We start from the raw sequence: 24,287 nt of genomic DNA, 5'->3' as shown, positions 1-24,287 counted from the left end.
CCTGTAAGGCGGGCGTCAGCCTCGCCTGCCGACGCTCGCATACATGCCCGTGGTACGAAACTCGGTCGGGTTCGTGCCATAGATGCGCCGAAAGACCTTGGAAAAATAGTTCGCGTCCTCGAAGCCTGAGCGGATTGCGACCTCCTTGACGGGCATGTTCGCGGTCTTGGTCAACAGTTTGACGGCCCGCTTCAGTCGTTTCTGCAGGACGAACTCGGCGGGCGGCAGGCCCTCGTTGGCTGCGAACATTCGCGAGAAATGTGCCCGGCTGAGGCCTGCGACCCGCGCAAGATCCTCGACCGGCAGAGGACGTTCCAAATTCGCCATGATGTAGTCGATGACATGCTGCATCGTCCGGTATTCTTCACTGAAAACAGGATGCGAACCGAAGACATCGTCGTACAGCGCCATGGCCGCCTCATAGGCGATTGCCGAAGCCAGGCCGGGCGTCTCCGCGCCATTGATCAGCCGGAGACTGCAATCTGCCAGATGCTCGATCGTTTGCGGTTGTAGTTTCAGGATCGGTCCGGTCACCGCGAGGATCGAGCGGTGGATGCGCAGCGCCTCCTCGCCATTCATCGAAATCCAGAAAAATTCCCAGCGGTCCCCCTCTTCAAGCCAATAGCGGTGATTGTGCGGGACGAGCACGAGCAGTGTCTCGCCTTCTTTCACGCGAAGCTGGCGATTCTCGTAACGCAGGTTGCCCGCGCCTTTGATCGTGTGTTGCAGGACGGTGAACGGTGTTTGGCCGCGCTTTCTGCCATCCCAGTCGTAGGTCGCATTTTCTCGGATCTCGTAGCCCGTGCTGGTCGGCATTGTGTGCAGGCTCTGGCGGCCACGCGGCAGCGACACGGTCCTCATGACCGGCCCGTTGTCAATCAATTGTTGCAGCACAAAATTACCCATGAAAGCATAATCCTTCTCTGGCGGCCCCGCCGAATATGCGCATAATCCGCCCCCAAGAGAGAGAACACCGCCTGCACCGAGGAGCGGCAGGGAGGAGAATAAGCCGGATTTCTGGCCTTTTTTGGTGTCGGGCGCAAGTCCCGGTCCATTTCTTCTTCTCATCGTTCAGCGCCGGCAAATTTGATCGCATTGAGGCAAGGATCATGAGTTTCAAAATCGCTATCATCGGCGCAGGCAGCGTCGGCTTCACAAAAAAACTGTTCACCGACATCCTCTGTGTGCCGGAATTCCAGGACGTTGAGTTCGCGCTTACCGACATGAGCGAACATAATCTGCAGATGATCAAGCAGATCCTCGACACGATCGTTTCGTCCAACAAGCTGCCAACCAGGGTTACGGCGACGACGAACCGCCGCGAGGCACTGACGGGTGCGCGCTATGTCATCAGCTGCGTGCGCGTCGGCGGGCTGGAAGCCTACGCCGATGACATCCGCATTCCGCTGAAGTACGGCATCGACCAGTGTGTCGGCGATACGATCTGCGCCGGCGGCATTCTCTACGGCCAGCGCAATATTCCTGTCATTCTGGATTTCTGCAAAGACATCCGTGAAGTCGCAGAGCCGGGTGCGAAGTTCCTGAACTACGCAAATCCGATGGCAATGAATACCTGGGCCGCCATTGAATACGGCAAGGTCGATACGGTCGGTCTCTGCCATGGGGTCCAGCATGGCGCCGAACAGATCGCTGAGGTGCTCGGCGCGAAATCGCCGTCCGAACTCGACTACATCTGCTCTGGCATCAACCACCAGACCTGGTTTGTCGATCTAAAACTCAACGGCCGCAAGATCGGCAAGGACGAGCTGGTTGCCGCCTTCGAAGCCCATCCGGTCTTCTCGCAGCAGGAAAAGCTGCGCATCGACGTGCTGAAGCGGTTCGGGGTCTACTCCACGGAAAGCAACGGCCATCTGTCCGAGTATCTTCCCTGGTACCGCAAGCGCCCCGACGAGATCACCAAGTGGATCGACATGTCCGACTGGATCCATGGCGAAACCGGCGGTTATCTTCGTCACTCCACCGAGACCCGCAACTGGTTCGAAACCGAATTCCCGCAATTCCTGGAGTCGGCATCGAAACCGATCGATCGGGCCAAGCGTTCGAACGAGCATGCGAGCCATATTCTTGAAGCCCTCGAAACCGGACGTGTCTACCGCGGCCACTTCAACCTCAAGAACAATGGGATCATCACCAACCTGCCGGCCGATGCGATTATCGAGTCCCCCGGCTTCGTCGACCGCTTCGGCATCAACATGGTTTCCGGGATCACGATCCCCGAAGCATGCGCGGCCACCTGCATGGCGTCGATCAACGTTCAACGCATGTCGGTTCATGCGGCCATCAGCGGCGATATCGACCTTTTGAAGCTCGCCGTTCTGCACGATCCGCTGGTCGGTGCCGTCGCGACGCCGGAGGAGGTCTGGCAGATGGTCGACGAGATGGTCGTCGCCCAGGCGCGCTGGTTGCCGCAATATGCGGATGCAATCCCGGCTGCCAAGGAACGTCTGGCGAAATCGACTGTCAAGACCCGCGACTGGGCAGGTGCCGCCCGTCGCAACGTCCGTTCCATCGACGAGCTGCGTGCCGAAAAGGCTGCACTCAAGCAGGCCGTCTGAAGCTTCCGGACACGGGTGGCGATGGGGCTCCGGGAGGGAACTCATCGCCGAAGGCCCGTCGCCCGATCGTTTGAGGAGAAGCGGGGCTGCCACAAGCACCCCGAAAAACAAAGGGAGAGACGATGAGTAATATCCGCAACCTTGGCATTCTTGCCGGACTGGCGCTGAGCGTCTCGGTCTCGGCATTGAACGCCTATGCTTCCGAGCCGACGACACCGCCCGTTCCGCCGCAGTTTCCGGCGGAAGGCAAGATCAAATACGTATCGAGAGACTCCATCGAGGAATTCAAGGCGCTTCCGGCGTATCACGAGCCGGACTGGGTCACGAAGAACTTCGTCGACAGCGGCAAGCTGCCGCCCGTCAAGGATCGACTGCCCAAGGAACCTCTCGTCTTCAAGACCGACAACATGGTCGACGGCATCGGCGTTTATGGCGACACGATGCGCCATGTCATCGGCGGCCGGCCGGAAGGCTGGAACTATGGCGCCGGCCAGACACAGGGTTGGGGCGGCATCGATATCGGCCTGTCGGAGTGCCTGACGCGCACGGCGCCGCTCTTCCAGGTCGAAGCAAAGGACACCGAGCCGCTTCCCAACCTCGCCAAGAGCTGGGACTGGTCGCCGGATGGCCACAAGCTTACCATGCATCTGGTTGAAGGTGCCAAGTGGTCGGATGGCGCGCCGTTCAACGCCGACGACATCATGTTCTACTGGGACGACGAAGTCATCGATCCGAACGTTTCGCCGCTTGGAGGCGGCGCATCGCCTGAGGCTTTCGGCGAGGGAACGACACTCAAGAAGATCGACGATTACACCGTCGAATGGACCTTCAAGGATGCTTTCCCGAAGCAGTATCTCTACACGATGGCCTATCCGAGCTTCTGCCCGGGCCCGTCGCATATCCTGAAGCCGCAGCATCCGAAGTATTCGAAGAACACTTACGACCAGTTCAAGAATGCCTTCCCGCCGGAATTCATGAACATGCCGGTCATGGGTGCCTGGGTGCCGGTCGAATACCGTCCCGACGACATTATCGTCATGCGCCGCAACCCCTACTACTGGAAGGTCGACGAAAAGGGCAACCAGCTGCCCTATCTCAACGAGTTGCACTACAAGCTGTCCACCTGGGCTGATCGTGACGTGCAGGCCGTTGCCGGTTCCGGCGACTTCTCCAATCTTGAGCAGCCCGAAAATTTCGTGGCTTCGCTGAAGCGCGCAGCCGAAAAGACGGCACCGGCACGTTTGGCCTTCGGCCCACGCCTGATCGGCTACAACATGCGCATGAACCTCTCCGCAAACGGATGGGGCGACCCTGATGCCCGCGGCCAGGCGATCCGTGAACTCAACCGGAACGAAGACTTCCGCAAGGCAGTCACCATGGGTCTCGACCGCAAGGCAATCGGCGACTCGCTGGTCAAGGGTCCATTCACGGCGATCTATCCCGGCGGCCTCTCATCGGGCACGAGCTTCTATGATCGCAACTCCGTGGTCTATTATCCGTTCGACCTCAAGGGTGCGAAGGAACTGCTCGCCAAGGTCGGCCTGAAAGACACCGATGGCGATGGCTTCCTGAACTTCCCGGCGGGAACGGAAGGCGGCAAGAACATCGAAATCGTGCTTCTGGTCAACAATGCCTACGCCACGGACAAGAGCCTTGCCGAGGGTGTCATCGGCCAGATGGAAAAGCTCGGCCTGAAGGTCATTCTCAATGCGTTGGATGGCCCGAAGCGTGACGACGCCCACTATGCCGGCCGTTTCGACTGGTTGATCCAGCGCAGCTCGCCAGAGCTTGCCTCGGTCGTCCAGAACACCGAGCAGCTGGCGCCTGTCGGTCCGCGGACGAGCTGGCAACATCGTGCCGGCAAGGACGGCAAGGTTGACCTGATGCCCTACGAACAGAAGATGGTCGATATCATCACGAAGTTCCAGAGCAGTCAGGACAACAACGAGAAGGTCGAGCTGATGAAGCAGTACCAGAAGGTTGCGACCGAGAATGTCGATACGGTTGGCCTCACGGAATATCCGGGTGCCCTGATCGTCAACAAGCGCTTCTCGAACGTTCCTGCGGGTACTCCGATCTTCATGTTCAACTGGGCCGAGGACTCCGTCATCCGCGAGCGTCTGTGGGTGGCCGCCGACAAGCAGGGCAAATACGAGCTGTTCCCCGAACAGCTGCCTGGCAAGCCTGGCGACAAAGGTCCGAACAACTAAGAACTCCCCTCCCAACGAGGACTCCGGTCGCGCGTGAAGCGCGGCCGGGCAATATCAACAAGCCAGCCGCACCGACAGGCGCGACCGGCGGCAAGGAGAAGCGAACCGTCCGATGTTACGATTCCTGCTCGTGCGCATAGCCTCTGCGATTCCCGTCCTCATCATTTTGAGCATCGTGACTTTCGCGATCATCCAGGCTCCGCCCGGTGACTATGCCGACTACATCCGTTCGCAGCTGATCAATCAGAGTGGTGCCTCATTCGCGCAGGCGGATGAACAGGCCCAGGCATACCGGATCGCCCACGGCCTCGACCAACCGATGGTCATCCAGTACGTCAACTGGATCAAGGGCATCATTACCCGCGGCGATTTCGGCTACAGCATGTTCTACAACAAGCCTGTTGCCGATGTCGTGGCCGAACGCCTGCCGCGCACGCTGGCGCTGGCCCTCGTCTGCCACATCTTCGCATCCGTGCTCGGCATTGGCTTCGGCATCTGGGCCGCAACCCGCCAGTATAGCTGGATCGACAGCCTTCTTTCCGGCATCTCCTTCCTTGGCATGACGGTGCCGCGCTTCCTGATGGCGCTGATCATCGTCTACCTCCTGGTCTTCCAGTTCAACGTCTCGGAAATCGGCAGCTTCTTCTCGCCGCAATTTGGCGGGGCGCCGTGGTCCTGGGCAAAGTTCGTCGATCTCGTCAGCCATGTCTGGCCGGTCGTCGCCATCGCCACCTTCGGCGGGCTCGCCTACAACATGCGTGTCATGCGCGGCAATCTGCTCGATACGCTGAACGCGCAATATGTTGAAACGGCTCGCGCCAAGGGCCTCTCCGGCAGTGCTGTTGTCATGCGCCACGCAGTTCCGAACGCGCTGCATCCGCTCGTTATGTATCAGGGCGTCGTGCTTCCCTACATGCTGACCGGCGAGATCGAGACCGCGATCATCTTCTCGCTGCCAACCGTCGGACCGGCGATCGTCGGCTCCATGGCAATCGGCGACGTCTACGTCACGGCCACCTTCATGATGGTGCTTTCCGCCACGCTGATCGTCGGCAACATCATTGCGGACATGCTGCTTGCCATGCTGGACCCGCGCGTCCGCCAGTACGGAGGAGCCTGACATGCTCGCCTTCGATTCAGCTCCTCCGCCACCGCACGAGGAAATCACCAAGCACCCGCATAACGGCAATGAAAGCTATCTTTCGCTCGTCTGGCGCCGGCTGCGGCGTTCCTGGACAGGCATGATGGGCCTGATCCTCGTCGGTCTGCTGCTCTTCATGGCAATCTTTGCGGATTTCTTCGCGCCGATGGATCCAAAGGCGACCGATGTTGGCTTCGCCCCGCCTCAGCTGGTCAGCCTGCGCGACAAGGACGGCAACTTCGCCTTTCCGCCTCGCGTCTATGCGCTCGGCGAATCCGAGGAACTCGATCCGGTCACGTTCCAGCCAATCGTCGGGCCGGACTACAACAACCCGCGCTATCTCGGCTTCTTCGTGAGAGGCGCTGAATACAGGCTCCTTGGCCTCATTCCTGCCGACCGGCATTTCTTCGGATCGGTCGATGGCCAACCGGTCCATTTCCTCGGAACCGACAAGTTTGGTCGTGACATCCTCTCGCGTGCCATCATCGGCTCACGCATCTCGCTGATGATCGCGCTGACCGTGGTCTTCATTGTCACCATTGTCGGAACAACCGTTGGCATGGTCTCAGGCTATTTCGGCGGAACCTTCGATGCATGGGTGCAGCGCTTCGTGGAAATCGTCCTGGCCTTCCCGCAGTTGCCGCTTTATCTGGCCCTGACGTCGCTGATCCCGGTCACCGCACCAACCAATGTGTTCCTGGCATTTGTCATCGTGGTCATGTCGGCACTCGGTTGGGCGCAAATGTCGCGCGAAGTTCGCGGGAAGACGCTGGCACTCGCCCGTATAGACTATGTGCGCGCCGCCATGGCGGTTGGCGCCACTGACCGGCGCATCATCTTCCAGCACATTTTCCCGAACGTGATGAGCCACGTGATCGTTGCGGTCACCCTGCATATCCCGAGCGTCGTGTTGCTGGAATCGTTCCTCGGCTTCCTCGGCTTCGCCGTAAAGCCACCGCTGATTTCCTGGGGCCTGATGCTGCAGGATACCGCAAATTACTCCGTGATCGGGACCTACCCCTGGATCCTGGCGCCTGTCGGCTTCGTGCTGGTCACCGTCTTCGCCTTCAATGCACTGGGCGACGGTCTGCGCGACGCGGTCGATCCTTATTGAGGTGATGAAGATGGCTCTCTCACTCGTCAATTCCTTCGCTCCGCCGGTGCGCCACGACCACGAGGCGCATCAGGAAAAACCCGTCATCGACGCCCGCAATATCGGCGTCAAGTTCAAGGTCGAGCACGGCATCGTCGACGCGGTGAAGGATATATCCTTTCAGCTCTACCGCGGCGAAACGATCGCCATTGTCGGTGAATCGGGTTCCGGCAAGTCCGTGACTGCCCGCACGGTCATGGGGCTTTTGTCCAAGCGTGCAACCGTCTCGGACAAGTCGAGCGTCCACTATGACGGCAACAACATCCTGACATTTTCTGAGCGTCAGCGTCGCAAACTGCGCGGCGACCGGATCTCGATGATCTTCCAGGAGCCGATGAGTTCACTGAACCCGATCTATACGATTGGCAGCCAGATCATCGAAGCGATCCGTGTCCACCGCAAGATCAGCCGCAAACAAGCCGAGGCACGGGCCCTGGAGCTGTTGAACCATGTACAGATTCCCGATCCGGAAGCGCGGCTGAAGCAGTATCCGCACCAGCTGTCGGGCGGGCAGCGGCAGCGTGTGATGATCGCCATGGCTCTTGCCAACGATCCTGATGTGCTGATTGCAGACGAACCGACGACGGCGCTTGACGTCACCGTGCAGGCCCAGATCCTCAATCTCATTCGCAGCCTCCAGACGGAACTGCGAATGGCGGTGATCCTCATCACTCACGACCTCACGGTGGTGCAGAAGTTCTCCGACTATGTCTACGTCATGCAGCATGGTGAAATGCGCGAGCACAACACGACGGAGCGCCTCTTTGCCAATCCGCAGCACGCCTACACCAGGCATCTTCTTGGTTCCGAGCCGCGTGGGCAGGCCAATCCGTTGCCCGAAGGATCTGACATTATCCTCGAGGCGCGCGACGTGAGGGTCTCGTTCATGATGCGCCACGGCAGTTTCTTCAAACCGCAATTGAAGGAACTGGTCGCCGTCGACAGCCTGAACCTGACGCTACGACGTCACGAAACGCTGGGTCTTGTCGGTGAATCTGGCTCCGGCAAGACGACCTTCGGACAGGCGCTGCTTCGACTGAACGACCCTGATGGCGGAGAGATCTTCTTCGACAAGCTGCCGCTCCATGGCAAATCCCGGGCCGAGATGCGGCCGCTTCGCTCACGCATGCAGGTCGTCTTTCAGGATCCGTTCTCCTCGCTCAACCCGCGCATGACGATCGGCCAGATCATCGAGGAAGGGTTGGTCGTCAACCAACTGGGCGCGACCAGGGCAGAGCGGCTCGATCGTGTTCGCGAGGCGCTGATTGCGGCAGGCATGCCGGGCAATATCCTGTCGCGTTTCCCGCATGAATTTTCCGGCGGTCAACGCCAGCGCATCGCGATCGCTCGCGCCATCGCGCTCGAGCCGGAGTTCATCCTGCTCGATGAACCGACCTCGGCGCTCGACCTTTCCGTCCAGGCCCAGATCATCGAACTGCTTCGCAAGCTGCAGGACGAGCGCGGCCTCAGCTACCTCTTCATCTCGCACGATCTCAAGGTCGTGCGCGCCCTCTGCCACCGTGTGATCGTCATGCAGCATGGCAAGATCATGGAGGAGGGGCCCGTCAACGAAGTTCTCACCAATCCCAAGACCGCCTACACGGAACGGCTCGTCAAAGCCGCTTTCGAGGTCGCCTGATTGCACATGCCGGAGGTTATAATGGCAAGAAATCCCAAGATCACGTTCATCGGAGCTGGCTCCACCGTCTTCATGAAGAACATCGTCGGCGACGTGCTGCAGCGCCCGGCGCTGTCGGGTGCGACCATCGCCTTGATGGACATCAACCCGCAGCGCCTCGAAGAAAGCGCCATCGTTGTCAACAAGCTGATCTCGACGCTTGGCGTCAAGGCCAAGGCGGAAACCTATTCAGACCAGCGCAAGGCCCTGGCTGGCGCCGACTTCGTCGTCGTCGCCTTCCAGATCGGCGGCTACGAGCCCTGCACCGTGACCGACTTCGAAGTCCCGAAGAAATACGGCCTGCGACAGACGATTGCCGATACGCTTGGCGTTGGCGGCATCATGCGGGGCCTGCGAACAGTGCCGCATCTCTGGAAGATTTGCGAGGACATGCTCGCTGTCTGCCCCGAGGCGATCATGCTGCAATATGTCAACCCGATGGCGATCAATACCTGGGCGATCGCGGAAAAATATCCCACGATCAGGCAGGTCGGTCTCTGCCACTCCGTGCAGGGCACGGCAATGGAACTGGCCCACGACCTCGACATTCCCTACGAGGATATCCGTTACCGTTCGGCCGGCATCAATCACATGGCCTTCTATCTGAAGTTCGAGCATCGCCAGCCAGATGGCTCCTACAAGGATCTCTATCCGGATCTCGTGCGCGCCTATCGCGAAGGCCGTGCGCCGAAGCCCGGCTGGAACCCGCGATGCCCGAACAAGGTCCGTTACGAGATGCTGACCCGTCTCGGCTACTTTGTCACTGAAAGCTCGGAGCATTTTGCCGAATATACGCCTTACTTCATCAAGGAGGGCCGCGAGGATCTGATCGAGAAGTTCGGCATTCCGCTCGACGAATATCCGAAGCGCTGCATCGAACAGATCGAGCGCTGGAAGGGGCAGGCCGAGGCCTACCGTTCGGCCGACAAGATCGAGGTCAAGCAGTCGAAGGAATACGCGTCCTCGATCATCAATTCGGTATGGACGGGTGAGCCGTCCGTCATCTACGGCAACGTCCGCAACAATGGCTGCATCACGTCGCTGCCGTCCAATTGCGCCGCCGAAGTGCCGTGCCTCGTTGATGCATCCGGCATCCAGCCGACGTTCATCGGCAACCTGCCGCCGCAGCTCACGGCACTCATGCGCACCAACATCAATGTCCAGGAGCTGACGGTCCAGGCGCTGATGACGGAAAATCGCGAGCATATCTACCACGCCGCCATGATGGATCCTCATACAGCGGCCGAACTCGACCTCGACCAGATCTGGTCGATGGTGGACGAACTGCTGGCCGCCCACGGTGACTGGTTGCCTGCATGGGCGCGCACCGGCCGCAAGGTTCAGGCCGCCTGACCATCTCTCTCCCGGTCACGGCCCCAAGAGGTCCCGCGGCATCGCCGCGGGACTTTTGCTATCGGGCACATAAAGTCGGCAGCCCGATTGATTAAATCAATATCTCTGATATAGAACCAATTGCGTAATCTTTTCCTGTGCCGATCGGAGCCCCATGAGCCGCAGCTTCCTTGTCGTCGACCCCGAAGAGGGTATGCCTATCCTCAAGGGACTGGCATCGCCGGCTCGCGTGGCGGTGTTGAAGCTTCTCCACGAGAAGGGCGCGCTCAACGTCAACGAAATAGCTGATATCCTTGATCTGCCGCAATCCAGCGTGTCGACCAACGTCCAGTTGTTGGAAGAGGCGGGGCTTATCCACACGGAAACCCAGAAGGCCCGCAAGGGCAATCAGAAGGTCTGCCGCAGCGTCTATGACGAGATCCTGGTGGTCTTCAAGAATGAAATCAAGGAAACTGAACCAGACGCGATCGAGGTATCGATGCCGCTTGGTCTCTATACGAGCTTCGAGGTGACGGCGCCTTGCGGACTTTGCTCGGCCGACGGCATCATCGGGTTGCTCGATGTGCCCAATACCTTCCTTGATCCCGACCGCATGAAGGCGGGGCTCATCTGGTTCACACGCGGGCATGTTGAATATCAGTTTCCCAACAATGCGCGATTGACGAATACCAGCATCCGCGAAATCGAGTTCCTGATGGAGCTAAGCTCCGAGGTTCCCGGTACCAGCGCCGACTGGCCCTCCGACATAACCCTGACGGTCAACGGGGTTGATATCGGAACCTGGACGTCTCCGGGTGATTTTGGCGACAAACGCGGTGTATTCACCCCGGATTGGTGGAAACTGAAGGGATCGCAGTACGGCAAGCTGAAGAACTTCCGCATCAATGATGACGGCGCCTTTGTCGATGGATTGCGCATTTCCGAGATCACGCTCGCTGACCTGAAGCTCGACGAACACCATTCGATCCGCTTGCGCATCGGTGTGCGCGACAACGCCAAACATCCTGGCGGCATCAACATCTTCGGGCGCGGATTCGGCAATTACGACCAGGACATTCTGCTGCGTCTCAAGACTCGGTAAGTCTGTCCGATTTTCTGCATTTTGGCCTTGACCACGCCCCGGGCTTCCGCTTTATTCATCTCAAATTGTGATACAAATCACAAATGACGATACAGTGGAGGATCTCATGAAGGCCGCGGTTACAGCGCACAGCAAATATACGATCTCGGACATCGACCCGCGCCTTTACGGCTCGTTCATCGAGCATCTCGGTCGGGCCGTCTATACGGGCATCTACGAGCCGGATCATGCGACCGCAGACGAGAACGGCATGCGCCGGGACGTCATCGATCTCGTCAAGGAATTGAATGTTCCGATCGTGCGCTATCCCGGCGGCAATTTCGTCTCGGCCTACAACTGGGAAGACGGCATCGGCCCCAAGGAGGATCGTCCGACCCGCCTCGACCTTGCCTGGCATACATCCGAAAGCAACCAGGTCGGCATCCACGAATTCGCCGATTGGTGTGTCTCGGCGAATACGGAGATGATGCTTGCCGTCAACCTCGGTTCGCGTGGTCTCGACGAGGCGCGCAACTTCCTCGAATATGTCAATCATTCTGGCGGCAGCGAGTGGAGTGACAAGCGCATTGCCAACGGAAGAAAGGAGCCCTGGGACGTCAAGCTCTGGTGCCTCGGCAACGAAATGGACGGACCCTGGCAGATCGGCCACAAGACGGCGGACGAATATGGCCGTCTGGCACACGAAACCGCCAAGGCCATGCGCGCCTTTGACAGCTCCCTCGAACTCGTCGTCTGCGGCTCGTCCAACGCACACATGCCGACCTATCCGGAGTGGGAGGCAACGGTCCTCGACCACACCTACAATGAGGTCGACTACATCTCGCTGCATATGTACTTCGAAAACCGCGCCAAGAACACGGCCAACTATCTCGCCCGCAGCATCGAGCTGGACAATTATATCGGCACGGTCGCAGGCGTCATCGATTACGTCAAGGCGAAGAAGCGCTCGTCAAGGAACGTCTATATCTCCTTCGACGAGTGGAACGTCTGGTACCACTCCAAGGAGCGCGACAAGGCAACGCTTGCCGGCGCCAATGGCTGGCCGCATGCGCCGGCCCTTCTGGAAGACGACTACAACTTCGAGGACGTGCTCCAGGTTGGCTGCATCCTCAACACCTTCATCAACCGCGCCGATGTCGTCAAAATTGCCTGCCTGGCGCAGCTCATCAACGTCATTGCACCCATCATGACGGTCCCTGGCGGCCCGGCGTGGCGTCAGACGATCTTCTATCCCTACTATTTCGCTTCCGTCTACGGGCGTGGAACTGCGCTCAAACTGATGGTCGACAGCCCGAGCTACAAGGTCGACGACCTTGGAGATGTGCCCTACCTCGACGTATCGGCGGTCCATGATGCGGATAAGAAGACGGTGACCTTCTTCATCGTCAACCGCCACGGAACCGAGACGCTCGATCTCGATGCGAGCCTCTTGGAATTCGGTGCCTTGCGGGTCATCGACGATCAGGTCGTGGCCCATTCGGATCTCAACATCACCAATACCGCCGACAAGCCCGATAACGTCGTGGCGAAGGCCGTCACGGGCACGAGCTTTGCCGATGGCAAGCTCAGCGCCAGGATCGCGCCGCTCTCCTACAGGATGATCCGCCTGCAGGCATAATATAAATCCGCTTTGCTGATACATATCAAACGATGTGTTGACAAAGCAATTGTATGATTTAACGTCAGCGCACCGGTTTTGACGTGCCACTGGGAGGAAGAGATGGGAGCGACAGCTTCTGTTTTGGCACTATCACTGACTGAGGGACATTCGCCGATAAAAGCGGATGCATACTCGCTCTCAGCATGCCTGCCATGTGTCCATATCGGCTTTTCGGGTTCTGACTGCAATCCAGGAGCAGCCGGATGACCGCCAATATCGAAATCCAGAATGTCACCAAGCGCTACGGCTCGATGACCGTCCTCGACGGCTTGTCACTGTCGATCAAGGCCAACGAGTTCCTGGTCTTCCTGGGGCCGTCGGGCTGCGGAAAATCGACGCTGTTGCGCATGATCGCCGGGCTCGAAAGCGTGGATGACGGCACGATCTCCATGAATGGCGAACGCATCGACACGTTGCCGCCCGGTCAACGCGACATCGCCATGGTGTTCCAGTCCTATGCGCTCTACCCGCATATGACGGTCGCCGACAACATGGCCTTCGGACTGCGCAACATCAATCTTTCGAGCGATGTGATCTCGAAGCGAATTGCCGAAGCAGCCCGCATGCTCGAGATCGGCCACCTCCTGGAGCGCAAGCCTGGCCAGCTGTCCGGCGGCCAGCGCCAGCGCGTCGCCATTGGCCGCGCCATCGTCAAGGAACCGAAGGCGTTCCTCTTCGACGAGCCGCTGTCCAACCTCGACGCGGCGTTGCGCGTTCGCACCCGCGTCGAACTCGCCCAGCTGCGCAATCGGGTGAGATCGACGATGATCTTCGTGACGCATGATCAGATCGAGGCAATGACGCTCGCCGACCGCATTGTCGTCATGAACAATCGCAAGATCGAGCAGATCGGCACGCCGATGGAGATCTATTCGCGTCCGGCAAGCCGGTTCGTCGCCACTTTTGTCGGCTCTCCGACCATGAACTTCCTGACCGTCGCCCTGTCGGAAGAAAACGGTTTCCTGCGCGCAAGGCTTCCCGACGGCACGCAACTCAAGACCGCCATCCGCGCAGCTGGGGTCAAGGGTGGCGAGTACTCGCTGGGCATTCGTGCCGAGGCCGTCAAGCTCGCCAACGGCGTTGCCGCGACGACGACGGGCAAGGTGGATGTCCTCGAGCGTCTTGGCGATCGCACCCTTCTTTATACGCGCCTCAAGGATGGCAGCGTCGTCATTGCCGAGGACATCGGCAACAGCCGCGTGGCAATCGGCGACGAGGTGGGGCTGGCGCTCGACGGGACGCGCACGCATCTCTTCGATGATGCCGGTCACGCCTGGCACAATGAGGAGGCCGGTCATGGCTGAGGCGGCACTCGATCGCGCCGAGGCGACGGCTACGGCCGCCGTACGGCGCAACATCCAGAACATCAATGCGCCGCAATGGCGCAATGCCCTCTTCGTCGCGCCCTATCTCCTCGTCTTCGTGGCCCTTCTCGTCGTCCCGCTTTTCTGGGGCATCTGGCTGAGCCTGCACAAGGCGGACGCCTTTGGCGTCGGCAAGTTCGTCGGCCTGACCAACTATATCCGCCTCTATAACGACCGCATCTTCCTGCAGGCGATCGGCAACACCTTCTATTTCGTCTTCCTGACGGTACCGGCGCTGGCGATCATCGGCCTGATGCTGGCGCTGGCGCTCAACCGCCGCACCCGCACCGCCGCCGTGCTGCGCGCCTTCTATTTTTCCTCTTCGGTCCTGTCGGTGACGATCGTGACGCTGATCTGGCGGATCGTCTTCATCGGCAATTTCGGTTTGCTGGCGACGATCTACGGCTGGTTCGGGGCGACCGCGCCGGCTTTTCTCTCCGATCCGCAGCTTGCCATGATCGGCATTGCGATCGCTACCGTTTGGTGGTGCATCGGCCTGCCGATGATGCTCTTCCTCTCGGCGCTGCAGCAGGTGCCTGGCGAGATCTACGAGGCGGCAGCCCTTGATAATGCCAGCCGCTGGCGCACGCTCTGGTACATCACGCTGCCCTCGATCAAGCGCACCTTCGTGCTCGTCGTCATCATCCAGATCGTCTTGCAGTTCCAGCTCTTCGGCCAGGCGCGACTGATGACGAACGGTGGCCCCAACAATGTCTCCAAGCCGGTCGTCCTCTACATCTACGAGGCCGCTTTCACCAAGTGGGACCTGGGGCTCGGTGCTGCCGCTTCCGAAGTCCTGTTCATTATGATCCTGATTGCCGCCATGGCGCAGTACATCGCCACGCGGCGCAAGGGAGAAGAGGGATGAGCGGATCTGTCTCGGGCAATATCGTCGGTCGCACCTTGGGCGACCGCATCATCCTCGGCCTGGTGATCGCGCTGGCCCTCGTCATGGTGGCGCCGGTGGTCTGGGTGGTGGCGCTCTCCGTGAAGGACAACAAGGAACTCATGCTGGACATGAACTCCGTCTTCCGCGCGCCCTACACGATCAAGAATTATATCGATGTCATCGGCACCTCCTCGGTTTTCCGCTGGGTGTTAAACAGCACCATCGTTGCGGGTGGCCTGACGCTCGCGACGCTGGTCCTTTCCTCGCTTGCCGGCTATGGCTTCGCCCGGCTGAACTTTCCTTACCGCAACCTGCTTTTCGTCATCGTGCTGCTCGGCCTTGCCGTGCCGGAACAGGCCGTGCTGATTGCCCGCCAGCAGATCTTTGGCTGGCTCAAGCTCCACAACACCTATCCGGGGCTGATCCTGCCGGGGCTTTCCGCACCCTTCGGCGTCTTCCTGATGACGCAGTATTTTCGCGCCATCCCCAAGGAGCTGGACGAGGCGGCCCTGCTCGACAACGCCAGCCGCTTCAAGATCTTCTGGAAGGTGCTCTTGCCGCTCACCATTCCGGCGCAGGCAACGCTTGGCATCTTCACCTTCTTCAGCGCCTGGAATGACTATCTCTGGCCGCTGATCTCAGGCACCCGCAAGGAGATGTTTACCCTGACTGTCGGGATCGCCTCGACCCAGATGAATTTCGCTCAGTCTCAAGGTCTCGGCTTCCTGATGTCCCAGGCAGTCTTCGCCAGCGCGCCGATCCTGATCCTTTACCTGTTCTTCCAGAAATACATGGTGACGGCCGTATCCGGCACCGCCGTGCGCTAGGGCTGGCGACAGAGACCACGTTTTAAGTGCAACCGGCTCCCGAGGAGGGGGCTCAGTCAAGGGGTGGGGAACCCCAAAGAGGAGGAGTTGGAATGACGCATACTTTCAGAAAATACATGCTTGCGGCGGCCTCGGTGATTGCCCTTGCCGGCGCAAGCCCTGCTTTTGCCGCCACCGAACTGACGGTTCAGCGCTTTTTCGGCGCGTGCGATGCCGACTTCGGCACCAATACCGATGTCAGCAAGGCTGTCGGGGAATGCGGTATCATCACCTCGCTTATCAACAAGTTCAACGCGGACAATCCGGATGTGCATGTGACGGTGACGACCGTGGAATGGCCGGGTTATGACCAGCTGACGGCACAGTTCGCTGCCGGCGACCCGCCGGATATCGTTACGATCCACCAGTCGGTACTGGCTGACTATCAGTCCAAGGGCCTGCTGATGCCGCTGGACGACGTCCTGAAGTCCGTTGGCGTTGCGTCTTCCGACTTCACCGATGCCAGCTTGAACGGCGTGACCAAGGACGGCAAGATCTACGGTCTGCCGATCGACAACTGGACCATGCTGTACCACATCAACTTGGACCTTTTCAAAAAGGCCGATCTTCTCAATGCCGACGGCACGCCGAAGTTGCCGACCAGCGTTGATGAACTCATGGCTCAGGCCAAGCAGTTCAAGGAAAAGACCGGCAAGCCATACTTTGTCCAGAACCTGGCGAACGAAGTCGCGCTTTATACCCGCAATCTTTATACCTACCTGTTCCAGCAGGATTCGAACTTCTTTGCCGATCCGAAGCAGGTGAAGATCAATACGCCCGAGGCCAAGAAAGTCCTCGAGATGTACAAGGCGATCTACGACAACGGCTATACCACCAAGGATCTCGACTATGCGGCCGGCATCAACGCCTTCCTCGCAGGCGAGGGCGGCGTTCACCTGAACGGCACCTGGGTCATCGGCGACTATACGGCATCCTCCGAAAAGGCAGGTACCGCGCTGAACGCCGGCGGCTATGCCGTTTATCCCTATCCGCAGCTCTTCCCGGGCAAGAAGGCGCAATATGCCGACGGCCACAGCTGGGCAGTGTCGCAGAAGGATCGCAGCGACGAGCAGACAGCTGCCATCGGCAAGTTCCTGAAGTTCTTCCACGACAACGACTTCGACTGGTCGCGGACCGGCCACCTGCCAGCTGTGAAGGCGGTTCTGGCTTCCGATCAGTTCAAGGCTCTGCCGCATCGTGACACGATTTCGGCAATCGCCACGCTCGGCACTCCGCTGCCGTCTTCCGTCCAGCGCCAGTTTGCGATCCAGGACATTATCGGCCAGGAAATGAGTGCTGCGATCACCGGTCAGAAGGAGATCGATGCAGCGCTCACCGATATGGAACAGCGCATCAACGAGTTGCTCGCCAACATCTGAGGCTTATTCTCCCAAGCCAAGAGAGCAAATGCCCGCCGCAGTCCGCGGCGGGCATTTGCAGTTGAAGGGGGCTGGTTGGAGATAGGCCGGTCTCAGCGCCGTTTGTCTCCGTCAAAGAAAAGCAGAAGGAAAAGCCCGCAAAGCCCTGCTGCAGCACCGATAATTGCCGTGCCGGAATAGCCGCTGACGCCAGTGCCGATCGCGAAGAGAAGGGCGCTAAGCCCCGCGCTGACAAAGATGTTGACGGATATCAGCGCACTGCCAAGGCCCGGCCGCTCGGCGATCAGATCCTGCAGGTAGGTGATCGGAATGCTGATGAGCGCTGCCGCGCCGACACCACTGATGAAGGTCAAGGCGTAAACATGCCATGGTGCAAAGGCAAAGCCGAGCAACAGAAGGTACACGACATAGATGATCGTGCCGATCGCCAGCGCCGTAACGTGGCTCATGATCCGTTGGGCACGGCCCCAGACGACGATGAAGATCACTTCGAGCAGGGCAACGATGCCAACCAGGATCCCGATATCGCCGACCGTTCCGTGTGCGGGGCCCGTAACGATCAGTGGCAGGATGGCACCGTTCACGTGAAGGGTGCTGCTGATGAGCGCCACCGCGATCACGCGGACGAAGACGCGAGGTGAGATGACTTCTGCGAGTGCAGCAAGATAGGAAAGATGATGCGTGGCTGCATTGTCGGTTCCGCTCTGGCGTGGCAGGAACGCGGCGATCAGGCAGAGGCACACCAGGCAGGCAAGGCTTGCGAAGAGATAGGCGGGCAGCATGCTTGTTGACCGCGACAGGAGTATGCCGACAAACCCTGGGACCAGCACCCAGGAGAGTGAAATCATCGCTCTCACGCCCGAGTTTACCGTCGCCACGTCACCGCGTGGCATCCCGTTGGTGGTGGCGCGCACATTGGCAAAGAGCAGGGAATTGAGCGCGTTGTAGATCGGCAGCAGCAACAGCGCACTGAGGACAAAGGTTGCCTGTGCCGGAAAGACGTAGACCGCGCCATAGCCGAAGATGCCGAACACGGCGACCGACAGCATCAGCCTGCGGAACTCACCAAGTCTGTCCGCAAGATTGCCGAGCAGGATGCTGACGGTGACATTGACGGCTGCTGCAGCAAAGATCAGCGCCGAGTAGAGCCCATTGCTCAGGCCAAGCTCGCGGATCGCGATGACCGCTTGATACGGCGAGGTCGCCGCGCCGGCAAAGCCAAAGGCGAAGATCGCAAGCATGCTGACCCGAACTGTCGGGTTGCGGAATACGTCAGGCAGAAAACGGGTCATGATGGGTCGAGGGAAGGAAATCAACCGGCGATGCGGATCGAGACGCCTTAACAGGTTCGACGCGAGGCCGAAACCTGCCAGGAAAAAAATCAGTCTTTCCAGCGCGCCGAAAGGCGTGCCTGCGGCGTATAGGCAAAGTCGCGGTCAAAGGGAAAGACCGGCCGGATTCGTCGTTTGCTCACCAGAGCTTCTATGTCCTGGTTCACCACCCCCTCCGTCAGCGCCATCAGGTTCGGATTGGCGATCGGCGCAAGTTCCGGAGAGAGGTAGCCCGACTTTACCACCAGCATGCGCACTGACTTTGGATCGAGCCCCAGGCGCCTGAAATCGGCGATGTTGTGATAGGGCCGTCGGCGGCCAGCAAGCACGACCGTAATCCCTCCGGTCCGTACCACCGCCTGACGCTCGTCAAAGGCGCCGGGATCATCGAGGAAGACAACCTCTGCTTCCACGTGGACAGGCGAGCTCGACGGGTCAAGCGTCGCACCGATATCGAGCCCGATCCTTGCGCCCTTGCCGGCGGCAAAGCACGCCTCGACAGCCGGCCGATCCGTAATGCCGGCAAGCAGTGCCCCGTCAAACCGCCGCTCCAGCAAAGCCTTGAGCACATCAGCGCGATCCCCGACACCGCCGCCTGTCGGATTGTCGGCTGAATCCGCTAGGATCACAGGCGCTGTAGAGGCTTCCTCCGCCAGTTCAAGCATCTGTTCGAGCGGGCCGGTCATCGGCCCAAAAACAAAGTTTTCCCGCGCATTCCAATAGGATGCGGCGATCTCTTCAGCTGCCCGTGCCGCCGCCTGTCTGTCGGTCGCTGTGACAACCGCGCAGGCGCTCGCCCGCGGTTCGTCCGCCCAGACATAGCCGATCATCAGATTTGCATCGAGAATGCCGGCGCGCCGGTCGATGTCGGGCAGCGTCTTGTAAAGGCTTCTTGCAGGCTCGTCCTCGGTCGAGGTTCGCTCGCCCGGCCAGAGCACCGGCACCGGTGCCCAGGCTACACCGGGTCGTCTGCCGGATCTCAAGGCGTCCACAAGCATCGACCAGGCACGCACCATTGTGTCCCTGACGTCGATGTGCGGTGCGGTGCGATAGGCCGCGAATATGTCGAGTTGGTCGACAATCTTCTGACTGACATTGCCATGCAAATCATAGCTTGCAGCGACCACGCAGTCCGGACCGACGACGGAGCGGGCCGCCGCGATCCAGTCGCCTTCGGCATCCTCCATGCCCTCGACATTCATGGCGCCATGCATTGCAAGGTAAAGCCCGTCGACCGGCAGGACAGCCTTCAATCGATCAAGAAACTCCGCCTTGAACGCCTGATATGCAACAGCGGAAACCGGGCCACCGGGCACGGCGCGTGCGTGAAGTAGCGGGAGATGTTCAACCCCTTCCGCATCGAGAAAACTGAAATAGTCGGAAGCAAGGAGATCGGCCGCACGCAGGACGCGAAAATCGTCGACCGCCATCAGCACCGGCGAATAGGTGCTGCATTCCGTATGAATTCCGCCAACCGCAATCCGCATCGTCGGCCCTCACAGTTTTGGGCTAAGGGGAACGATCGCGGCGAAGCGATGCCAGTCCTTCCTCGCCCGCGGCGTCCACGCGGCCTCGGCAATTGCCGGCAATCGTGGGAAGACCAGCCGATTGAAATAGCCGCGCGACAGAAAGTGTTCCGACCAGATACAGGCCTGGACGCCCTTCATCCTGTCCTTCAGTTCCTCCGGAAATTCACCTTCTGCCTCATAGGCATAGGTGTGGGCCGGCGGCACTGTCCCGGCCCAGCTTGCACCGGGCTCCTGAAAGGCCTCCGCCTGCACCATGTCGAGATAGTAGGCCTGGCCAGGGGTCATGACGACCTCGTAGCCTTGCCTGGCGAGATCAATCCCGACCTGCGGGTTCTCCCAAGCCATCAGCAACGTGTCTGCTGCGGCGACGCCGCCGCCATGGGCCACTTCGTTCCAACCGGCCAACTTGCGACCACGCGCGCTCAGCATGTCCTTCACGCGCTTGAGGAAATAGGACTGCAGCGCAAACGTTCCTGAAATCCCTTCCTTCTCCATCAGCGCCTTGGCAAGCGGGGAGGCAAGCCACGAGCCGTTCGCCACCTCGTCACCACCGATGTGGAGATAGGAGGAGGGGAAAAGCTCGACCATCTCGTCGAGCACGCTCTCGAGGAATTCGTAGGTCGCGGGGACGGCTGGATTGAGCGCGTTGTTCGGATAGCCCTGTACGGAGTGATAGCTGTCCGGCGCCTCCTGTCCGTCGGACAGATCGGGCAGCGCCGTCAATGTGGCCGTGCTGTGGCCCGGAATATCGATTTCGGGGATGATCTCGACGCTCAAGCTTGCAGCGTGAGCGACAATGTCGCGAACGTCCTCCTGGGAATAAAAGCCGCCAACCGGTTCGGCACTGTTGCCGAGTTGAGGCAGGAGCGGCTCATCTGGCCCCCGCAAGACGCCCGTCGTCGTCAGTTCCGGATAGGCCTTGATCTCAAGCCGCCATGCCTCATCATCAGTCAGATGCCAATGGAAGATGTTGACCTTCAACCAGGCAAGGATGTCGATCAGGCGTTTGATATCAGCGACCGGATAGAACTGCCGTGAAACGTCGAGATGGCACCCCCGCCAACCGTATCGCGGCTTGTCGGAAATTGTCCCGGAGACGGGAAAGCGGAACGTCTGTGGATGGCTGCGGGCGCCGCGCAGGAGTTGCGAAAGCGAAGTCAGCCCGTATTGTCGTCCGGCAGCATCGGCAAAGGATAGCGTGATCGCCGCGGGCGAGAAGGCAAGCTTGTAGCCTTCCGGAGCTATCGTCGGATCAACCGAAAACTGCAGGGACTGGCCCTGCGGCGAGGCCACGAGATTGAAAGGTGCGTGGTCGCTCTCAAAGAGGCGCCCGAAGTGCGAAAGGGCAGTTGAGACGGCCCGCACGTCGTCAGCCGAGGATCCTTCGGCGGGATAAAGAACGACAGGAAAGCCATCGCCGGGCCTGGCGTCGATTTCAGCCGGCCACGGCTGCAACGAGAATGGAAGCGTGAGCCTGCCTTCCGGGAGAAGCATCGGTGGCGGTTCATTGACGCGACCTTCAAGCAGCAGGTCGGACACTCCAACCGTGACATGCTTGCCATCAGCCAGCGTCACATAGGCGGACTTGGCGCCATCGGTGCAGTGGCGCGCGGGCCTGTGCAGGCCACTGACGGTGAAAATCCAGCTCTTGCCCGGTTCGAGGACGAAGTCGGTTGGCGGTGCAAACTCGTGAAAATTGGCATTGCGGCGCACAAAGGTGGCATTTTCGCAGGCCTTGGCATCGATGACACGCGTCAGCGAGGTGTAGACCAGCGTGAAGCCGGAAAGCGCAACATCGGAAAGATTGAAAAGGGAGAAGGTAAAGCGGCCGTTCGGGCCCCCATCCGGCTGCCACAAACTTTCCAGGCGGTAGGGCGCCACAGTCATATCTGTTCCTCTCTTGCTATGTCTTTCAGTAGTGCTCGGATTGCGAAAAGGTACGGGCAAGTTCCGCCTGACCGGCGGTCAGGCCGCAGTCCACCGGCAGGCAGACGCCGGTGATGGCGGCGGCCTGCGGGCCAGCCAGAAATGCAACGGCATTGGCGACATCCCGGGGATCGACAACCCGCTGCAGCGGGTACCAGCGGCGCGCTTCCTCGAAGACATTGGGATTGGCGGCAGCGCGCGCCTCCCAGGCCTGCGTACGCACGGTGCCGGGCGCAACCGCATTCGAGCGGATCCCGAGCTTTCCATATTCCACCGCAATCAGTTTGGTCAGATGCAGCAGTCCGGCTTTCGCCGCGCTATAGGCAGGATGGCCGAAGACGTTCATGCCGTTGACGGATGCAATGTTGACCACCGAGCCCTTCGTCGCTTCGAGCTGTCCCTCGACGGCGCGGAAGCAGAGGAACGCCGCCTCGAGATTGAGGGCATTGTCCATCCGCCAGATTTCCGCAGTGGTATCGTGCAGGCTGACGGCGCGCGCAGCACCGGCATTGTTGACCAGCGTCCTGACGGCACCGAGTGTCGCGGCACGCTTCGCCATCTCGGCAACACTTGCCTCATTCGTTACATCACAGCCACAGGCGATGAAGCGTTCGGCCGCGCCCAGCGCATGGGCGGCCGTCTCGGCGGCGGCAAGGTCGATGTCGACCATCAGGATGGCATCGTGATCCTCGGCAAGCCGCTCGGCAATCGCACGGCCTATATCACCCGCCGCACCGGTCACGATTGCTACCGTCTTTGTCATTCTCTACCCCTCTCTGGCATGGAATGGTCAGTCCCCGAGCAGTTGCCGGTCATCGCCATCGCGGTGGGCAACGAGCTGCTGCTTGATGCGGCGCAGCGCCACTGCCGCCTTTGGCTGGATGGCATAGGCGACGAGGCTGGCGAGAATATCGACCGCCGCCAGATAGGCGATGCGGGTCGAGGTGGGCCGGAAGATATTGTTGCCCTCTTGCAGATCGATCGGCACGACGATTTCGGCTGCTTGCGCGACCGGGCTATTGCTCTGGGTGAGCGCGATCGTCGTCACCTTCGACTCGCGCGCAAGAGCGAAGGCACGCACGAGCTCGGTGTTGCGCCCGGTGAAGGACGAGCCGATCAGCACGTCGTTCTGCTTGGCGGCGGCGGCCATCATCAATTGCATGCCGTGATCGGAGCTTGCGGTGACATGCAGGCCGAAGCGAAACAGGCGGTTTTGCAATTCACTGGCAATCATTGATGAATTGCCACCAGAACCGAAGGCATAAATCATGTCGGCGCGTGCAAGTCGCTCGGCGGCAAGCTCGATGGCAGCAAGGTCAAGTGAACGATGAAGCAGGAAGAGAGCGTTCTGGGCCTTTGTTATGATATCTTGCGCGACATCGCCCGGATTGGTGCTTTTCGGCTCAGGTTTCAGATATCGCATCCCGACATAGGCTGTTCGGGCAAGCTGGACCTTGAAATCGGAGAAGCTTTCGCAGCCAAGCCGCCGGCAGAAACGCGTGACCGTCGGCGGCGATACGTCAGCCTTTTCGGCAAGCTCGATGATCGAGGCGTTCACCGCGAACTCGAAGTCATTGAGGAGAATATCCGCGATACGGGTTTCCGAGGGCGAAAGCCGGGGCTTCTCTTCCTGCAATGTAGAGAAAATGTCCAACCGAGCTCTCCCGTCCTTTGCGCTACTGATCCTTCGGCTTATACGCGACGCAGTCGATTTCAACCTTGCAGTCGACCATCATTGATGACTGGACGCAGGCGCGCGCCGGCGGGTGGTCGCCGAAATATTGCTGATAGATGGCGTTGAAGGTCCAAAAGTCGCGAGGGTCGTCGAGCCAGACGCCGCACCGCACCACATGCTCGACGCCGTAGCCGGCTTCGTTGAGAATCGCGATCACGTTCTCGATCGTCTTGTGCGTCTGCGCGACGATGTTTCCATCAATGATCTCGCCATTGTCCATGGCAACCTGGCCGGAAACATAGAGCCATCCGTCTGCTTCGACGGCGCGGGCAAAGGGGAGGGACTTGCCGCCGGCACCCTTTTGAACCGTGCCATAACGCTTGATGGACATTGGTCGATCCTTGCAAATTATTTTCGTATTAAGTTGACAAGTCACCATAGAAAGCGGAATTTGACCAGCGAAAAACAGCATTCAT

Annotated in this window: 19 protein-coding genes; 12 read left to right on the top strand and 7 right to left on the bottom strand. The window is 59.8% G+C overall.

The annotated features are described in order from the left end of the window. Positions 1–15: 15 nt before the first annotated feature. Entirely contained in the window at positions 16–906 is an 891-nt protein-coding gene (locus C934_RS0120250) for an AraC family transcriptional regulator (RefSeq protein WP_018858451.1), read from the bottom strand. A 203-nt stretch (positions 907–1,109) separates the two neighbouring features. On the opposite strand from C934_RS0120250, the gene C934_RS0120245 reads away from it, so the two are divergent. From C934_RS0120245 to C934_RS0120190, 12 genes are all read left to right on the top strand, one after another. After that, complete coding sequence (locus C934_RS0120245; protein WP_018858450.1) at positions 1,110–2,576, top strand: alpha-glucosidase/alpha-galactosidase; 1,467 nt, start codon at positions 1,110–1,112, stop codon at positions 2,574–2,576. 122 nt (positions 2,577–2,698) lie between these two features. Then, positions 2,699–4,786 carry an ABC transporter substrate-binding protein gene (locus C934_RS0120240; RefSeq protein ID WP_018858449.1) on the top strand — a complete coding sequence of 696 codons (2,088 nt, stop codon included), beginning with the start codon at positions 2,699–2,701 and terminating at the stop codon, positions 4,784–4,786. Positions 4,787–4,898: 112 nt separating this feature from the next. Continuing rightward, positions 4,899–5,906 carry an ABC transporter permease gene (locus C934_RS0120235; protein ID WP_018858448.1) on the top strand — a complete coding sequence of 336 codons (1,008 nt, stop codon included), beginning with the start codon at positions 4,899–4,901 and terminating at the stop codon, positions 5,904–5,906. A 1-nt stretch (position 5,907) separates the two neighbouring features. After that, a complete protein-coding gene (locus tag C934_RS0120230; protein ID WP_018858447.1) occupies positions 5,908–7,041 on the top strand; it encodes an ABC transporter permease in 1,134 nt (377 codons plus the stop codon). Between the two features lie 10 nt (positions 7,042–7,051). Next, positions 7,052–8,719: an ABC transporter ATP-binding protein gene (locus tag C934_RS0120225; protein ID WP_026371956.1), complete on the top strand. Its 1,668-nt coding sequence runs from the start codon at positions 7,052–7,054 to the stop codon at positions 8,717–8,719. Positions 8,720–8,740: 21 nt separating this feature from the next. Further along, complete coding sequence (locus tag C934_RS0120220) at positions 8,741–10,111, top strand: alpha-glucosidase/alpha-galactosidase (protein WP_018858445.1); 1,371 nt, start codon at positions 8,741–8,743, stop codon at positions 10,109–10,111. A gap of 154 nt (positions 10,112–10,265) precedes the next feature. Then, a complete protein-coding gene (locus tag C934_RS0120215; protein WP_018858444.1) occupies positions 10,266–11,192 on the top strand; it encodes an ArsR/SmtB family transcription factor in 927 nt (308 codons plus the stop codon). Positions 11,193–11,298: 106 nt separating this feature from the next. After that, entirely contained in the window at positions 11,299–12,810 is a 1,512-nt protein-coding gene (gene arfA, locus C934_RS0120210; RefSeq protein ID WP_018858443.1) for an arabinosylfuranosidase ArfA, read from the top strand. 245 nt (positions 12,811–13,055) lie between these two features. Next, entirely contained in the window at positions 13,056–14,156 is a 1,101-nt protein-coding gene (locus C934_RS0120205) for an ABC transporter ATP-binding protein (protein ID WP_018858442.1), read from the top strand. Beyond that, a complete protein-coding gene (locus tag C934_RS0120200) occupies positions 14,149–15,084 on the top strand; it encodes a carbohydrate ABC transporter permease (RefSeq protein WP_018858441.1) in 936 nt (311 codons plus the stop codon). Before C934_RS0120205 ends, C934_RS0120200 begins: the two co-directional genes overlap by 8 nt. Then, positions 15,081–15,932 (top strand): carbohydrate ABC transporter permease, encoded by an 852-nt coding sequence (locus C934_RS0120195; protein ID WP_018858440.1) that lies wholly within the window; start codon positions 15,081–15,083, stop codon positions 15,930–15,932. The genes C934_RS0120200 and C934_RS0120195 overlap by 4 nt, the downstream gene beginning before the upstream one ends. Before the next feature lie 92 nt (positions 15,933–16,024). Further along, positions 16,025–17,350, top strand: a complete 1,326-nt coding sequence (locus C934_RS0120190) for an extracellular solute-binding protein (protein WP_018858439.1) — start codon at positions 16,025–16,027, stop codon at positions 17,348–17,350. 92 nt (positions 17,351–17,442) lie between these two features. Here the strand turns inward: C934_RS0120190 and C934_RS0120185 are convergent, their stop codons facing one another. The 6 genes from C934_RS0120185 to C934_RS0120160 form a co-directional block, all read right to left on the bottom strand. Then, positions 17,443–18,642 (bottom strand): MFS transporter, encoded by a 1,200-nt coding sequence (locus C934_RS0120185; protein WP_018858438.1) that lies wholly within the window; start codon positions 18,640–18,642, stop codon positions 17,443–17,445. 89 nt (positions 18,643–18,731) lie between these two features. Then, positions 18,732–20,168 (bottom strand): M81 family metallopeptidase, encoded by a 1,437-nt coding sequence (locus C934_RS0120180; protein WP_018858437.1) that lies wholly within the window; start codon positions 20,166–20,168, stop codon positions 18,732–18,734. 9 nt (positions 20,169–20,177) lie between these two features. Then, positions 20,178–22,097 carry a beta-N-acetylhexosaminidase gene (locus C934_RS0120175; protein ID WP_018858436.1) on the bottom strand — a complete coding sequence of 640 codons (1,920 nt, stop codon included), beginning with the start codon at positions 22,095–22,097 and terminating at the stop codon, positions 20,178–20,180. Between the two features lie 25 nt (positions 22,098–22,122). Beyond that, a complete protein-coding gene (locus C934_RS0120170) occupies positions 22,123–22,899 on the bottom strand; it encodes an SDR family oxidoreductase (RefSeq protein WP_018858435.1) in 777 nt (258 codons plus the stop codon). 27 nt (positions 22,900–22,926) lie between these two features. Further along, positions 22,927–23,790, bottom strand: a complete 864-nt coding sequence (locus C934_RS0120165) for a MurR/RpiR family transcriptional regulator (RefSeq protein WP_018858434.1) — start codon at positions 23,788–23,790, stop codon at positions 22,927–22,929. 22 nt (positions 23,791–23,812) lie between these two features. Continuing rightward, on the bottom strand, positions 23,813–24,202 hold the full coding sequence (locus C934_RS0120160) for a RidA family protein (protein ID WP_018858433.1): 390 nt from the start codon (positions 24,200–24,202) through the stop codon (positions 23,813–23,815). Positions 24,203–24,287 lie beyond the last annotated feature (85 nt).

Source organism: Rhizobium sp. 42MFCr.1, assembly GCF_000377185.1.
GTDB lineage: Bacteria > Pseudomonadota > Alphaproteobacteria > Rhizobiales > Rhizobiaceae > Rhizobium > Rhizobium altiplani.
The sequence above is the reverse complement of the archived record's forward strand: the minus strand, read 5'-3'. Positions and strand labels throughout refer to the sequence as shown.